This is a genomic window from Amycolatopsis sp. CA-126428, from assembly GCF_002904335.1.
GTDB lineage: Bacteria > Actinomycetota > Actinomycetes > Mycobacteriales > Pseudonocardiaceae > Amycolatopsis.
This window is the reverse complement of record NZ_PPHF01000155.1, coordinates 68421-82452: the sequence shown is the minus strand read 5'-3', so window position 1 is coordinate 82452 and position 14032 is coordinate 68421. Positions and strand designations below refer to the sequence as shown.

At 71.8% G+C, this 14032-nt stretch carries 17 protein-coding genes and 1 pseudogene; 17 read left to right on the top strand and 1 reads right to left on the bottom strand.

Annotated elements, in window-relative coordinates; all coding sequences use genetic code 11:
- The first annotated feature begins 173 nt into the window (after window positions 1–173).
- From C2L58_RS38900 to C2L58_RS38880, 5 genes and pseudogenes are all read left to right on the top strand, one after another.
- Entirely contained in the window at window positions 174–755 is a 582-nt protein-coding gene (locus C2L58_RS38900) for a TetR/AcrR family transcriptional regulator (protein ID WP_013226802.1), read from the top strand.
- A gap of 210 nt (window positions 756–965) precedes the next feature.
- Window positions 966–2303, top strand: coding sequence for a hemolysin family protein (locus C2L58_RS38895; RefSeq protein ID WP_103342615.1), 1338 nt, complete (start codon window positions 966–968; stop codon window positions 2301–2303).
- Window positions 2300–3343: a hemolysin family protein gene (locus tag C2L58_RS38890; RefSeq protein ID WP_103342614.1), complete on the top strand. Its 1044-nt coding sequence runs from the start codon at window positions 2300–2302 to the stop codon at window positions 3341–3343. Before C2L58_RS38895 ends, C2L58_RS38890 begins: the two co-directional genes overlap by 4 nt.
- Window positions 3340–3957 (top strand): annotated as a pseudogene (locus C2L58_RS38885) (3-methyladenine DNA glycosylase); the annotation flags it as partial. The gene C2L58_RS38890 and the pseudogene C2L58_RS38885, both read left to right, overlap by 4 nt.
- Window positions 3958–3999: 42 nt before the next feature.
- A complete protein-coding gene (locus C2L58_RS38880) occupies window positions 4000–5460 on the top strand; it encodes a recombinase family protein (protein ID WP_103342613.1) in 1461 nt (486 codons plus the stop codon).
- Window positions 5461–5463: 3 nt separating this feature from the next.
- Here the strand turns inward: C2L58_RS38880 and C2L58_RS38875 are convergent, their stop codons facing one another.
- Window positions 5464–5955, bottom strand: coding sequence for a helix-turn-helix domain-containing protein (locus tag C2L58_RS38875; RefSeq protein ID WP_146073758.1), 492 nt, complete (start codon window positions 5953–5955; stop codon window positions 5464–5466).
- A 46-nt stretch (window positions 5956–6001) separates the two neighbouring features.
- Between C2L58_RS38875 and C2L58_RS38870 the strand changes: the two genes are divergently transcribed.
- The 12 genes from C2L58_RS38870 (at window position 6002) to C2L58_RS38820 (ending at window position 13837) form a co-directional block, all read left to right on the top strand.
- Window positions 6002–6244: a helix-turn-helix transcriptional regulator gene (locus C2L58_RS38870; RefSeq protein ID WP_103342611.1), complete on the top strand. Its 243-nt coding sequence runs from the start codon at window positions 6002–6004 to the stop codon at window positions 6242–6244.
- 11 nt (window positions 6245–6255) lie between these two features.
- The gene (locus C2L58_RS49540; RefSeq protein WP_158264232.1) at window positions 6256–6420 is read left to right on the top strand and encodes a hypothetical protein; all 165 of its coding nucleotides are present in this window, start codon (window positions 6256–6258) and stop codon (window positions 6418–6420) included.
- 16 nt (window positions 6421–6436) lie between these two features.
- The gene (locus C2L58_RS49535; RefSeq protein WP_158264231.1) at window positions 6437–7360 is read left to right on the top strand and encodes a hypothetical protein; all 924 of its coding nucleotides are present in this window, start codon (window positions 6437–6439) and stop codon (window positions 7358–7360) included.
- On the top strand, window positions 7350–7598 hold the full coding sequence (locus C2L58_RS48920; RefSeq protein ID WP_146073756.1) for a hypothetical protein: 249 nt from the start codon (window positions 7350–7352) through the stop codon (window positions 7596–7598). Before C2L58_RS49535 ends, C2L58_RS48920 begins: the two co-directional genes overlap by 11 nt.
- 86 nt (window positions 7599–7684) lie before the next feature.
- Entirely contained in the window at window positions 7685–8236 is a 552-nt protein-coding gene (locus C2L58_RS38860; RefSeq protein ID WP_103342609.1) for a helix-turn-helix domain-containing protein, read from the top strand.
- Window positions 8233–8433, top strand: a complete 201-nt coding sequence (locus C2L58_RS38855) for a hypothetical protein (protein WP_146073754.1) — start codon at window positions 8233–8235, stop codon at window positions 8431–8433. The genes C2L58_RS38860 and C2L58_RS38855 overlap by 4 nt, the downstream gene beginning before the upstream one ends.
- Window positions 8411–8872 (top strand): helix-turn-helix domain-containing protein, encoded by a 462-nt coding sequence (locus C2L58_RS38850; RefSeq protein WP_103342607.1) that lies wholly within the window; start codon window positions 8411–8413, stop codon window positions 8870–8872. Before C2L58_RS38855 ends, C2L58_RS38850 begins: the two co-directional genes overlap by 23 nt.
- 118 nt (window positions 8873–8990) lie before the next feature.
- Complete coding sequence (locus C2L58_RS38845) at window positions 8991–9185, top strand: hypothetical protein (protein ID WP_103342606.1); 195 nt, start codon at window positions 8991–8993, stop codon at window positions 9183–9185.
- A 29-nt stretch (window positions 9186–9214) separates the two neighbouring features.
- Complete coding sequence (locus C2L58_RS38840; RefSeq protein ID WP_146073753.1) at window positions 9215–9697, top strand: hypothetical protein; 483 nt, start codon at window positions 9215–9217, stop codon at window positions 9695–9697.
- The gene (locus C2L58_RS38835; RefSeq protein ID WP_103342604.1) at window positions 9694–10635 is read left to right on the top strand and encodes a hypothetical protein; all 942 of its coding nucleotides are present in this window, start codon (window positions 9694–9696) and stop codon (window positions 10633–10635) included. Before C2L58_RS38840 ends, C2L58_RS38835 begins: the two co-directional genes overlap by 4 nt.
- Window positions 10636–10649: 14 nt before the next feature.
- Window positions 10650–11120: a DUF7426 family protein gene (locus C2L58_RS38830; protein WP_103342603.1), complete on the top strand. Its 471-nt coding sequence runs from the start codon at window positions 10650–10652 to the stop codon at window positions 11118–11120.
- Between the two features lie 221 nt (window positions 11121–11341).
- Entirely contained in the window at window positions 11342–13837 is a 2496-nt protein-coding gene (locus C2L58_RS38820) for a hypothetical protein (protein WP_103342602.1), read from the top strand.
- The last annotated feature ends 195 nt before the right edge of the window (window positions 13838–14032 follow it).

Genomic DNA, 14032 nt, shown 5'->3' with positions numbered 1-14032 from the left:
CCCTCAGCTCACCCACCGTGATGGGGCAAACCTTAGCCAACCGTCTCACTTCGTGTCAGCGAATCGCCGCAACGTTCAGACGGTGGGGCCATCGGCTCGGTTCCCGCACACTCCGGGTCACAGTACGTACGTACGGATTGCGAGATCCCGGTCCGCGGTGCCAGGATTTCAGGATGCCACGCGTAAGCCAGGATCACCTCGACGCACGCCGGCGCCAGATCCTCGACGGCTCGCGCGTCTGCTTCGCGCGCTACGGCTATGAAGGTGCCACAGTCCGGCGGCTGGAGGAAGCCACCGGCCTCTCGCGGGGGGCCATCTTCCACCACTTCCGCGACAAGGAGTCGCTCTTCCTCGCCCTCGCCGAGGACGATGCGCTCCGGATGGCCGACGTCGTCGCCGAACAGGGTCTCGTGCAGGTCATGCGGGACCTGCTCGCCGGTGGTGACCACCCCGCCGACTGGCTCGGGACGCGCCTGGAAGTTTCCCGCAGGCTGCGCACCGATCCCGAGTTCCGGGCCCGGTGGGCCGAACGGTCCGAGCAGCTCACCACCGCCACCCGGCTGCGCCTGCTGCGGCAGCGGGAAGCCGGGAACCTGCGGGACGACGTCGACGTCGACGTCCTCACCGCCTTCCTCGAACTGGTCCTCGAAGGACTCGTCTCGCACCTGGCCATGGGCCTGCCCGCCGCCGGGCTGGGGCCGGTGCTCGACCTCGTCGAGGAAACCGTGCGCCGGCACCGGCCCGGCGCCGCCTGATCCGCAGATGAGCGCTCCGACACACCGGTCGCGCCAGCGAAGGAAGGCCGGGACACGTTAAGATTGTGCCCATATCCGCAGTACACGCCGATTTCCCGCTAGGAGTGACCGTTTCGTGCGCGCAGCGCAGTCACCCGGTGACAGTACCGGGCCGGGTGACCGACCCGGCTGTCCGATAGGTTCATCCCCCGCCACCGAGGCGGGTGCGGAATGACCCAGATCCTGCTCGCCGTCGGCGGGGTCCTCCTCTTCGTGCTGCTGACGATCGGCACCGGGCTCGCCGTCGCGGCCGAGTTCTCGCTGACCGCGCTCGAACGCAGCACCGTCGAAGCCAACGTCCGCCAGGTCGGCGACCGCCGCGCGCTGACCGTCCAGAAGGCGCACCGGACGCTGTCGTTCCAGCTCTCCGGCGCCCAGGTCGCGATCACACTCACCACGCTGATCACCGGTTACCTGGCCGAGCCGCTGATCGGTGAGCTCGTCCGGCCGCTCCTGACCGGCATCGGCCTCCCGGCCTCGTTCGCCGGCGGCGCGTCGATCGTGCTCGCCCTGGTCCTGGCGACGTCGCTGTCGATGATCCTCGGCGAGATGGTGCCGAAGAACCTGGCGATCGCCCGGCCGCTGCCGACCGCGCGCGCCGTCGCCGGCTACCACTCGCGGTTCTCGGCGCTGTTCCGCTGGCTGATCACGCTGATGAACAACAGCGCGAACTTCCTGGTGCGCAAGTTCGGCGTCGAGCCGCAGGAAGAGCTGCGGTCCGCGCGCTCGCCGCAGGAACTGGGCTCGATCGTGCGGTCCAGCGCCGAAAGCGGCACGCTCGACACGTCCACCGCCGAGCTGCTGGACCGCTCGCTGCGGTTCGGCGAGCGCACCGCCGAAGAACTGATGACCCCGCGCGTGCAGCTCGAATCCCTCACCGTCGACGACACCGTGGAAGACCTCATCGAGATCTCCCGCCGCACCGGCTTCTCGCGGTTCCCGGTGCACGCCGAGGACCTCGACGACGTCCGCGGCGCCGTGCACGTCAAGCAGGCCTTCGCCGTGCCCGCCGCCGACCGGGCCGCCGTGCCGATCGGGTCGGTCATGCGGCCGGTGCCGACCGTGCCCGAGTCGCTGCCCGGGGACGACCTGCTGCTGCGCCTGCGCGACTCGCGCTTCCAGCTCGCCATCGTGGTCGACGAGTACGGCGGCACGGCCGGACTGGTGACCCTCGAGGACGTCGTCGAGGAGATCATCGGCGACGTCCGCGACGAGCACGACGAGCGCGAGGCACCCGCGTCGCAGCAGGTCGGGGCCGACAGCTGGCTGGTGTCCGGGCAGCTGCGCGCCGACGAGGTCACCGGCGTCACCGGGTTCCGGATGCCGGACGGCGACTACGAGACCATCGCCGGGCTGATCCTCGAGCGGCTGGGCAAGATCCCCGCCGAGGGGGACGCCACCGAGGTCGACGGCTGGCTGCTCACCGTCACCGTGATGGACAAGCGCCGGATCGCCGAGGTCGAGGTCGCACCGGTCCGCGCGGTCCCGGAACCGGAGGTGGTCTCGTGACCGACTGGCTGAACATCGCCCTGGTCGCGGTCCTGCTGCTGGCCAACGCCTTCTTCGTCGGCGCGGAGTTCACGCTGATCTCCTCGCGGCGCGACAGGCTCGAGGCGCTCCTGGAGCAGGGCAACACGCGCGCGCAGATCGTCATCAACGCGAGCAAGCACGTCTCGCTGATGCTCGCCGGCGCCCAGCTGGGCATCACCATCTGCTCACTGCTGCTCGGCCGCCTCGGCGAGCCCGCCATCGCGCACCGCCTCGCCGCGGGCTTCGACGCGCTGGGCCTGCCCGAGGCGCTGCTGCACCCCATTTCGTTCGCCATCGCGCTGGCGTTCATCACGGTGGCGCACGTGCTGATCGGCGAGATGGTGCCGAAGAACCTCGCCATCGCCGAGCCCGAGCGGCTCGCGCTGTGGCTGGTCCCGGCGCACGTCGCCTGGGTCAAGCTGGCCCGGCCGTTCATCTGGCTGCTGAACTTCGTGGCGAACTCGCTGCTGCGCGCGTTCCGCGTCGAGCCGAAGGACGAGCTGGAGACGGCCTACACCTCGGACGAGCTGGCCGAGCTGCTCAGCGAGTCCCGCCGCGAAGGCCTGCTCGACCAGTCCGAGCACCAGCGGCTCGCCCAGACGCTCTCGTCGGTGCAGAAGACGGTCGCCGACGTGCTGGTGCCCACCGCCGAGCTGACCACGCTCCCCTGCGGGCCGACCGTCGGCGAGGTCGAAAAGGCCGTGTCGTCCACCGGGTTCTCGCGGTTCCCGGTGTGCACCGACGACGGGCGCCTGACCGGCTACATCCACGTCAAGGACATCCTCGACCTGGCCGGCCAGGACCCGGGCACCACCGTGCCCGATTCGAAGACCCGCGCGCTCACCGAACTGCGGGCCGACGCGCGGCTCGACGTCGCGCTTTCGGCCATGCGCAAGGAACGCAGCCACCTCGCGCGGGCGCTCGACGCCGACGGCAACGCGGTCGGCGTCGTCGCGCTGGAGGACCTCGTCGAGGAGTACGTGGGTACGGTGCGCGACGGCACCCACGTCGGCGCATGACCGGCGTCGAAGTCCTCGCCGAGCCGGACTGGCTGGCCCGGGAGGCGGCGCACGTCTCGCGGATGCGGCGCTGGACCGGCCCGCACCAGGAGCGGCGCTCGCGCGGCGAGAAGCACCCGGTGCTGGACTTCCTGTTCACCTACTACTCGTACCGGCCGTCGCACCTCGAGCGGTGGCAGCCCGGGCCCGGCGTCGCGCTCGCCGGGCCCGCGGCGCGGCGGTTCCTGGACCGCAAGGGGTACGTCGAAACGTGCGACGGCGTGGTGCTGGATCCCGCCGGTTTCGGCGAGGGCAAGGTGCGGACGGCCGAGTTCGTCCTCGGCCTGCTGACGGCGACGGCGTCGCGCGCGCCCCGGCTGAGCTGCTTCGGGCTGCACGAATGGGCGATGGTGTACCGCGAGCCGGCCGATTCGATCCGGCACGACCAGGTGCCGCTCCGGCTGGGTTCGGCGGGCACCGACGCGGTCGTGGAGGCCCTGGACATCCGCTGCGGGCACTTCGACGCGTTCCGCTTCTTCACCGCGCCCGCGCGGCCGCTCAACGAGCTGACGCCGTCGAGGGAGACGCAGATCGCACTTGAGCAGCCGGGGTGCCTGCACGCGAACATGGACCTGTCTAGTTGCCGTCAAGGTGCAACCTAGGGCAGTATCCGAACCGTGATCCAGTACGTAGCCCTGGTCTGCAGGCTCTCCCCGCGGTCCGATCGCGAGTACGAAGGCGTCGACCTCCAGGAGCGATGGGGCCGCGCGTACGCCGCGGAGAAGTGGCCAGGCGTCCCGATCGAGGTGTTCGCCGACCGGGGCATCTCGGCCGCTGGCGACGACCACCGCCCCGAGTTCGAGCGGTTCCGGGAGTGGCTGGCCAGCGGGAAGATCGCTCACGTCTGGGCCGTCGAGCAGAAGCGCGTCGAACGTCGCGAGGTCGAGTGGTTCCGCCTCGCCGGCGAGATGGAAGCTGCGGGCGTCGACGAGCTCCACACCAACCGCGACGGCGTCGTGCAGGTCCGGGGCGCCCTCGCCGGAATCAAGGCCGTGCTGGGCGCCGACGAAGTGCGGGAGCTGAAGAAGCGGCACCGGGACCGCCTGAACGAGAACGCCGCGGACGGCAAGCCTCCCGGCTCGAAGCCGTTCGGCTACGCGCACGCGAGGAACGCCGAAGGCGTGAAGACGTACGTCGTGATCCCCGAGCAGGCTGAGGCGATCCGGCAGGCCGCCGAGTGGGTCCTGGCCGGCTGGAGCCTCGCCAACATCGCGCGGGAGCTGCGGAACCGCGGCCTCCGCGGCGCGCACGGCGGCGAGATCTCGGCGGCCGCGGTCCGGAGCTTCCTCACCTCGCGGACGATCACCGGCGTACGGGTCTACCAGGGGCGCGTCGTGGGCCCCGGCAACTGGCCGGCGATCATCGACGAGCAGACCTCCCAGGCGGTGCGGCTCAAGCTGTCCCAGCCCCGGCGCGTCACCCGCTCCGACGGCCGCACTCACGAGATCACGCTGAAGGTGGTGCCGACCGGCCGCCGCTATCTGCTCACGGGCGGGCTCGCGGTGTGCGGCGTGTGCGAGGCGCCGCTGAGGGCCACCGTGAAACAGCTGCGCCACGGCAACCGGCCCTACTACGAGTGCAGCAAGCAGAAGCGCCGGCCGAACGGCGACCCCGCGTGCGGCGGAATCGGCATCGTCGGCCTGCCCCTTGAGGCCCACGTCGTCGATCGGCTCTTCGCCGAGCTGGACAAACCCGCCTTCCTCGACGCGATCGCGGCAGACGACCACGGCGCCCGCAGGGACCGACTCACGGCCGCGCTTGAGGACGTCGAGCGCCAGCGGAACGAGCTGGCCGCGGAGTGGGCCACCCCGGGCGCGCTGACGATGTCCGAGTGGCAGACGGCCCGTCGCGGTCTCTCCCAGCAGGAGCACCAGCTGCGCCGCGATCTCGCCGACGTGCCGCCGCCCGTGCTGAACGTCGACATCGCCGCCGTCCGCGAGGCGTGGCCGGACATGCTGCTCGACGAGCAGCGCGAGTTCGTGCGGTTGTACATCGAGACCGTCAGGATCAAACGCGCCCGGCCAGGGCTGAAAGCGTTCGACGGCGAGCGGGCCGAGATTGACTGGCGAAACCGGTAAACGTCACCCCTCCAGGTGTTCCTTCGCCATCAACTCGAACAGCTCGAAGCGAGCATTCTCGACGGCACCCCAGGCTGCGTCGTGCTCGCGGCGGAGGCCTTCATCGTGACGCTTCAGCTCGTAGAAGGCGGCAATCTGGTCAAGCGGCAGGCGCACGTCCAGCCAGGACACGAGGACTTCACGCGCCACACTCAGGGTTGGCGTTACCTGGTACTCGGTGCTGGGCTCAAATTCGGCCGGCAGTAGTAGCGCAGTCGGCGCCACATCGAGGGCGTAGGCCAGCGCGACCAGCTCGTCAGCCGTAACGGCTCGCCCCTGCCTCAACGCCTTGCTCGAACGCCCCCGTTCGATGTTCTCCAAAGCGTTCTCGGTCAACGTCGAGATACCCAACTCGGCACACCGGTCCGCCAGCTGGCGGACCGACCAGTCTCGCCGCTTGCGGAGCTCGCGGACCCTGGCTGCCACCATCGCACTTGGGCTCACTTTTTCCGTCACGTTGCCGGAGTATGCCGGAACTTGACGGAACACGCCAGCACAGGTCATGATCTCGCCGTACGGACGGAAATTCCGGCCGTTGGACGGAGGCTGGGCCTTGAAACGGCAACCTCTCGCGACGCCTCTGCAGCTCGCCGAGTACCTGGACATCCCCGAACCCACGCTGCGTCAGTGGCGTCACAAGGGCACCGGTCCAACGTGGACGCGTGTGGGTCGTCATGTGCGCTACCGCTGGGAAGACATCGAATCCTGGCTCACCAGCCAGACCAGCGACCGCGGCGCGGCATAGGCAGCCGTCTGATGACGTCCACTCCGACGGCCGGCGAGCCCAGAGAGCGCGAGCGCGCGATCGACGACCCGGCCACGCTCGCCCGCGGGGCGCGCATCGTGCGCGTCGCGCTCGAGCGCCGCCGTGCCGCGCGGGCAGCTCCGGGCACCAAGGCAGGTGGTCGTGCCGTCGCGTGAGAACGGGCGAGGCCCCGTGAAGGCCCCGCCCGCGCACTCGACCGTCCACCAGCCTGATGGTGCCGCGAATCGTACCCGGGACGAGGAAGAGCGCCGGTTCCTGTTCGACTGGGAACGCATGGTGCTCGCCGCGCGGTTCAGCTCGACGACCAAGCTCGTCGCCTTCACGCTGCGGACGTTCGCCGATCGGGACGGCACCCGGGTACGACCCGGAATCGCGCGTCTCGCCGTCCTCAGCGAGCTCTCCTACGCCAGTGTGAAGCGCGCGCGGCAGGAGCTCGTGCGAGTCGGCCTGCTTGAGCTCGTGCGCCGCGGTAACCGCCGCAAGGGCCACGCCGACGAGTACCGGCTGATCATCGCCGACGACGTCATAGAGCGGCTGGAGTGGCTTAGCCCCGGCGAAATCGATGCTGCTGCGGACGCAATCACCGAGGCGCGACAGGCCGCCGAGGCCGCCCGTCTACGCACAGCCCGAGCGAAGCCGGATCAGGGCTCACAGGCGACCCCTGATGAAGACCAGGGCTCACACCCTGCCCCTGATGAGGCGTCCGCACCGTCCATTCCGGACCCGCCTGCAACGTCCGATCAGGGCTCAGCGGATGACCGTGATGCCTCGATCAGGGCTCACACGCGACCGGGATCAGGGCTCACAGACGACCCCCCACCAACCCAAGTAACCACGCCACAACAGCGACCACACCAGGATCACCTCCCAGCGCAACCACCTGACCGCACGCACGCGGCCGCGGCCAGACAGCGCGCCACCGACCGCGCCCGCGCCGTCGCCGCCTGCGGCCTATGCGACGCCCACGGCTACGTCGGCCCGCAGCTGTGCGACCACGACCCCGGCGCCGCCGATCGCGCCCGCCGCGGCCGCGCTGCTGTCCTGGCAGCCCTCGCGAGAAGGAAGTCCCCGGAGGTGATCCCCGATGCGTCATGACCGAACCGGCGAGCTGCTGGACGACGAGGACCAGTGCGAGGAGCAGCCCACCACCGCGCACCACTGCGACCGCGGCTGGCTCGACCGCGAGGCCGACCACCCGATCCCGTGCAGGGTCTGCCGCCCGCACCTGGCGCCGCCCCAGCCCCGCAAGCCCCCACCAGACCCTGAGGTCGCCCGCGCCGGCATCGCCGCCGTCCGAGCCGCCTTGGCCGCCGCGAAAGGCTCCGCCCGATGACGGCTACCGCGCAGCCGGACCGCTCGCGCACGCGCGCACGCGTTGCGCCGCCCCCTTCACGCGACCACCGGTCACCAAGTGGTCGCGTGTCCCCCGCCGAGCGTGCCCGGCTCTGCGCAACCCTCGGCGCGCTCCTCACCGCCGAGCGCCTCGCAGGCAGCTGGAGCGTCCGCCGCCTCGCCCGCGCAGCCGGGCTCGACCGGCGCACCCTGCAGCGCCTCACGGCCGGGACCATGCGGCCGCGTGAGGTAACGCTGCACGCCCTCGCGTCGGTCCTCGCGGTCGACGACCCCGGCCCGCTCGCCGCGCGGCTCCTCGCGGCCGCTGGGCCGTCGCTGCGCCCAAACACCGACGGCGCGGTCCGGCGCCGTCGGCACCGCGCTGGGCTCGCCCTCGTCGCCGGGCACCGGCCGCTACCGGCCGACCTCGCCGAGCGGGTGCGCCTGCACCGCACGGCCAGCGCTGCCCGCGCTGAGGCGTACGGCCTGTTCCACCGCCCGGGCGCGCTCGACGACCCTGCCGTGCTCGACGTCATCTGCCAGCTGCTCGACGAGTCCCGGCACCTGCACGAGCAGGCCGGGCCGTCCGTGGTGATCCGGATTGGCCGGCACGAGATCCACGCGGGGTGGGCCGGATGACCGAACCCACGTCACCCCGCGCCCGGGCACAGGCGTTGCTCCGCGAGCTCCGCCGGGAGCAGCGGGACGACAAGATCCGCGCTGGCCGCGTGCAGCCGCGGACGCGTCACGAACTCGCCGTGTTCCGCGACGGCCTCCGCGAGCGGTTCGACCTCGGCGAGGAGGGACCGGCCGATGACCAGCCCACCGAGCCCTGACCCTGCCGAGCTGGTCGCGCCGGACGGCAGCGTCACCGTGCCCGCGGACATCGCGGGCGAGGTCCTGAAGCTGATGAGCATCGCGGTCACCGAGCGCACCCGCGTGACCGGAGCCATGCCCACGTCCCGGGCCATCCGGTTTCTGAAGGCCCTGGACCTCGGCAGGCAGCGCCACGCGGACGGCGGCGCACCGCCGGACACGCCACCGAGCGCACCGGCGGCTGCAGTCGGCCGGTCCGTGAGCGAGGTCGCCGAGGCGATGGGGTGCTCCAATCGCTACGTGCGCCGGCTCCTCACCACCGGGCGCCTTCCTGGGCGCAAGACGCACGGCGGATGGATCGTCTACATGGGACAGCCGGTTCCGAATCCGGAACCACCACAACCGGGTTCCGCCACACTGATCACAGCCACCGAGCGCCAGGCGCGCGAGGCCGGCTGATCTACCGCCCGGCCAGGCGCCGGACGTCGCACCAGCACCGCCCGCCAGGCGCGAGCGCAGCCCCGCGTGCAGGCCACGCGAGACCCAAACCAGCACTGACCGTCCCGAAAGGAGCGTCATGACGACGCCCGCAGTCCTCGTCCCCCAGGGTGATCCCCTCGCCCCGACCGAGTCCCTCGCCCCGCTGACCCCCACAGGCCGCACGTTCCACGCGCGAGCGAGGACCAGGGTGGCCACGTTCCACGAGGCGCACGGCACCGGCCCGCTACCCGCCTGCTGGGCCGGGTGCTGCTCGCCGCCGGCCGCCGAATGACCGACACTCCGGCCGACGGAGACGGCGCCGTGTTGTCTCCCGCGTGGCGCGCGATCTTCGGCGATCGCGTGCCGGCCGCGCTCGTCGGCGACGATCAGCCGCCACCGGACCAGGGCACCGGCGAGATCGTCGGCGGCCCGGCCCGGGACGCGGCCGACCCGACGCACGGCGTCCAGCCCGACGCGTGTCTGGTGTGCGACCGCACGGACCTGCGCCAGCTGCACCGGCTCAGCCTCACGCCGCCCGACATGGCCGCCGCAGGCCTTCCCGCCGCTCGACCGGCGGTCGTCTGCCTCACCCACTACGCGGCCGCCATGCGCAGCGTCGGCACTCCGACCCCGACCGGCGGCTCACCGACGTGCATCGCCTGCCACCACGGCGATCCCGGCTACTTCGGGCCGGTCGCCGCGTTCCCGCTGCAGCCCGGCTCGGCAAGCCGGCCCATCTACCGCGCGTGCGCCCGGCACCTCGCCGAGGCGATCGTCGCGCTCACCCAGGAGGCACCAGCATGACCAGTCCCCGCGGCCCGTTCGGCCGCTCGTGGGGCCGCCGGCTCTCGGCGATCCAGCCGTACACGCCGACCGATTCCGCGCCGACCGACCAGCACCTGGAGACGCTGCGCCAGGCCCCGGGGCGGCTGCAGGCCGTCCTCGTCGAGCACCGGAACGCCCTGCAGGACGTCCGGCGCCAGGTCCAGGGGGACCCCGAACTCACCCCGGAGGGCCGGACGGCCGCAGCCACACGACGGATCGAACCGATCCGGCAGCGCACCGCCCAGGCCGTCGCCGCGATCGACGACGAGGTCGGCTCGGCGTACGGCGCCCTGCAGCAGCGGTCCCTCAACGCCCTCCCGGAGCCCACGCCCGGCGTCGAAGGGATGCTCGCCCGGCAGGCGACCTGGTCGCGCGCGCAGACGCTGCTCAACGCCGGGATGAGGGAACAGCAGCTGATCGACGAGGCCGACGACCCCGAGACGCTGCACGCCCTCGCGGAGGAGCTGCCGACCGTCCTCCGCGCCAAGGGCCTGCACCCCGACGATGCCCGGGCGATCCTCGACACGATCGACGACCGCCTCGCCGAGGTCACCGGCGAAGACGCGGCCAACGCTCGACTCGCCGCGCGTGAGGCAGACGTCCATTTCGCCGGCCTTGAGCCGCTGCTGAAGCACGCTCACGGCGAGGCGGCCGGAGGTGACCAGTCCGGCGCCCTCGGCGCCGCGATCGCCGCGCAGATGGCGCGAGGCCGGATGGCCGCGGGCGAACCGCTGGAGAGCGACGACCGGTCGAACCCGGCCGAGAGTCGGAGCCTCAACAGCGCCGTCCGATCGGCCGGCTCGCGGACCGGTCTGCGGCACGCGATCAACGACCAGATGCGCCGCGCCTCCAAGCGCCCGCACGCCCCCACCGACCAGGCCAACGGCGACGCCCGCGGCCGGCACCCCCAGTACTGATCGGAGTTCCGCACGTGACGGTCAAAGACCTGTCGGCCTACCTGGCCGACGACGCGCTATCCATCCCGGTCGACGGGACGACCTACCGGATCCCCTCGCCCGACGCCCTGACGGGCCTCAAGCTGATGAGCGTCTACCTGATCAGCGAGGACGTCGAGATCACCGAGGAAGCCGCGCAGGCGCTCGCCGACGACAAGCGGGACTACGTCTCCCTCGTGCTCGGCACCGCCCTCGACGAGATGGTGGCGGGCGGCGTCTCCTGGATCAAGATCCAGCGCATCGCGCGGTACGCACTCCTGTTCTTCACCCTCGGCGAAGAGGTCGCCGACCACGCGATGACGTCCGGTGCCCTCTCGGGGGAAGCCCCGGCCCCGAGTCCGAACGGACGCCGCACCCGCGCGTCACGGGCCGGGGCGACTACGACGCGGCAAGCGGCCTCCACCGCTGGTACGACGTCCCGCAAGGAGCCCTCAGCGAAGCGGTAGGCCCGACCTGGCCGGAGCTGCTGGACCAGTGGCTCTTAATCGAGGCTGACCTGCACCAGACTTACGGCCTCGACGTCGGCGACCGGGCGCTCTTGCACGCCCGTTCCTGGCGGTGGCTCAGCACGCGGATCACCAGCCTGCTCGACGAGGCCGAGACCCGCGTAGGCCGTCACTTCTTCCCGCCGCCCCCGCCGCCCGACCCGAACCGGAGGTAGCCCGCCTTGGCGTTGAACATTGGCGAGCTCGTCGCCTTCCTCAAGATCAATAAGGCCGACTGGGACCGGGGTAAGGCGGCCGCGAAGCGGGACCTCGAGGACATCGGCGACGAGGCCGAGAAGTCCGGCAAGAAGGTCGACCGGTCCACAAAGGACGCGGCGACCAAGGCCGAGAAGAACTTCAACGGGATGAAGTTCGCCGGCCTCACTGCGGGACTGCCGGCCGCGGCCGCCATCGGCTCGGCCGCCGTCGCCGGAAGCCTCGTGCTGATGACGGCGGGGTTCGCAGCGTTCGGGGTGGCCGCGGTCGCCAAGTCCGACGCCGTACAGGCTCGGCTCAGCGTGCTCTCCTCGCAGTTCAAGAGCGACGCCGCGACGATGTCCGAGCCGCTGCAGGACGACGTCGTGGGCGCCATCGACGACGTGGGCGCCGCGTGGGTCCGGCTCCGCCCCCTCGTCACGTCCGCGGTCCAGGCGTCCGCGCCCCAGATCCGCCAGCTGACGGGCGCGGCGACCGACCTCGGTGAGAACGCCATGCCAGGCGTTCTCACCGCTGTCCGTGCCGCTGGTCCCGTGTTCCAGGGCCTTCGGTCGTTCGCGGCTCAGGCCGGGCAGGGCATCAGCGAATTCAGCTCGAACGCCTCGCGGGGCGCCCAGGGCGCGGGCGACGGGCTGAGCACCCTCGGCGGCATCGTCCGCACCGTCGAGGCGCGCCTCGGGGCGCTGTTCGCGAACGTGGCCAACGGATCAGCGGGCCCGCTGCGCTCGCTGTTCGTGATCGTCGACGAGGTGACCGGCGGCCTGGTCGACCTGACGTCGCAGGGCTCCGGCGCACTCGGTGTGCTGCAGGGGTTCTCGTCGGCCGGCTCCGGCCTGGCGACCGTGCTGCACGGCGTGCTCACCGCCGTGTCCGCGCTCCCGCCCCAGGTGACGCAGTTCGTCGGCGGGATCGGTGCGGCCGGCATGATCCTGAGCAAGTTCGGCGTGGACGCTGGCGCCGGGTTCGAGGGCCTGGGCGCGAAGATCAAGGCGGCCGACGGCGTCGGCGGCAAGTTCAAGACGACCATGTCCGGGCTCGCGGCCGGCGCGCTGAACCCTGCCGCACTCGCGACGGCCGGCCTCGGCGTGGCCCTGCTTCTCATGGGCCAGGACGCCGAGCGTGCTGCGAAGGCCGCGGCGACCCTGGATGCGTCCCAGCGGAGCTACACCGAGGCCCTACGCGCGTCCAAGGGCGCGATCGACGACAGCGTCCGCGCGTCCGTCGCGCAGGACTTGGCCCAGAAGAACATCAACGGCAACAGCAAGTCCCTTTTGGACTTCGCGAAGCAGTACGGCGTCGCACTCCCGCAGGTCACCTCCGCGGTGATGGGCGAGAAGGACGCCCTCGACGCCGTCAACCGCCAGCTCGACGCCTACGCTAAGGCGAACCCCGACGCGGCCACCACCGTGCACGCGCTCCAGGCCGCGATCGCCTCGAAGGGCATCGCCTTCCGCGAGAGCACCGACGCGACCGCGGCCGAGGCGGCGGCGACGAACCAGTCGACGGAGGCGCAGAACAAGTCCCGCGAGGCCGTCAACGCGCTCACCCAGGCGATCTACGCGCAGCAGAACGCCCAGCTCGGCTACCGCGGCGCGGTGCTCAACTCGAAGCAGGCCCTGGCCGACTACGCCAAGGTGTCCAAGGACGGCAAGGCCACCGAGGACGACAAGGCCCGCTCGCTGCTCGGCGTGGAGCAGGCGTTCGCTGCACAGGAGCAGGCCGCGTACCAGGCCGCGTACGCGAACTCGGCGGCCCGCGACGAGTCGGGCAAGGTGTCCGACGCGCTGAGGGCGCAGAACCGCGAGACGATCAACCTCGCGAACTCGTGGTCCGGGCCCCTGCCGGCCAGTCTGCAGCAGAGCATCTCCAAGATGTCCGTCGCCGACCTCACCGCGTCCGGGCTCAAGGTCAACGTCAACAACCTCGGCCAGGCCGTCGTCCAGCTCCCGGGCGGCAAGAACATCGTGCTCACCTCGAACGCCGCGGCCGAAGAGGCGAAGGTCGCGGCCCTCCGCGACCGGATCAACGAGCTGCGCAACCGCGAGATCACTATCGCCGTGAACACCTTCTACGGCACGTCGGGCCGCGGATCGAGCCTCACCGGGCCCGCCATCGCGCGCAAGGACGGCGGCTTGGTCGGGGGCTACGCGAACGGCGGGGCGCCGCGGTTCCCGTACGGCGGCCTCTTCCGAGGCGTCGGCGGCCCGCGCGACGACGCGAACCTGATCGCAATCAGCGACCGCGAGTTCATCGTCAACGCGGCCGCCACGTCGCGGAATCTCCCGCTGCTGCAGGCGATCAACAGCGGCGCGCAGGTCACGCCGGCAGCGGCTCACGCGGGCGTCGGCGGCGGGAGCGGGCGCACCACCACGGTGAACATCGGCACGTTCGCCCCGCCGGCCAACGCGTCGCCGTGGGACATCGCTGAGGAGCTGGATTGGATGGCCCGGACCGGCGGCTGACGGGCGCCAAGCTGGCGGCGGCTGAGCGGCTCGCTGAGCCGTCGCCAGCACCCGCCGGGGTGTTCCCTGGGGGAGGCCGTTCCGGCTGCGCGTGCGGCCAGCGGGCGCAGACACGAAGCCGCCCGCCGCGCACGGAGGGAGGACGGCGCGACGGGCGGCGTGGGTTGCTCGGCCGCCGCAGGCTCGGGGACACTG

Excerpts from the sequence above, each read along its gene's own strand:
- C2L58_RS38900 (WP_013226802.1), top strand. The coding sequence starts at position 174 with ATGCCACGCGTAAGCCAGGATCACCTCGACGCACGCCGGCGCCAGATC.
- C2L58_RS38895 (WP_103342615.1), top strand. The coding sequence starts at position 966 with ATGACCCAGATCCTGCTCGCCGTCGGCGGGGTCCTCCTCTTCGTGCTG.
- C2L58_RS38870 (WP_103342611.1), top strand. The coding sequence starts at position 6,002 with ATGATCTCGCCGTACGGACGGAAATTCCGGCCGTTGGACGGAGGCTGG.
- C2L58_RS49540 (WP_158264232.1), top strand. The coding sequence starts at position 6,256 with ATGACGTCCACTCCGACGGCCGGCGAGCCCAGAGAGCGCGAGCGCGCG.
- C2L58_RS48920 (WP_146073756.1), top strand. The coding sequence starts at position 7,350 with ATGCGTCATGACCGAACCGGCGAGCTGCTGGACGACGAGGACCAGTGC.
- C2L58_RS38855 (WP_146073754.1), top strand. The coding sequence starts at position 8,233 with ATGACCGAACCCACGTCACCCCGCGCCCGGGCACAGGCGTTGCTCCGC.
- C2L58_RS38850 (WP_103342607.1), top strand. The coding sequence starts at position 8,411 with ATGACCAGCCCACCGAGCCCTGACCCTGCCGAGCTGGTCGCGCCGGAC.
- C2L58_RS38845 (WP_103342606.1), top strand. The coding sequence starts at position 8,991 with ATGACGACGCCCGCAGTCCTCGTCCCCCAGGGTGATCCCCTCGCCCCG.
- C2L58_RS38835 (WP_103342604.1), top strand. The coding sequence starts at position 9,694 with ATGACCAGTCCCCGCGGCCCGTTCGGCCGCTCGTGGGGCCGCCGGCTC.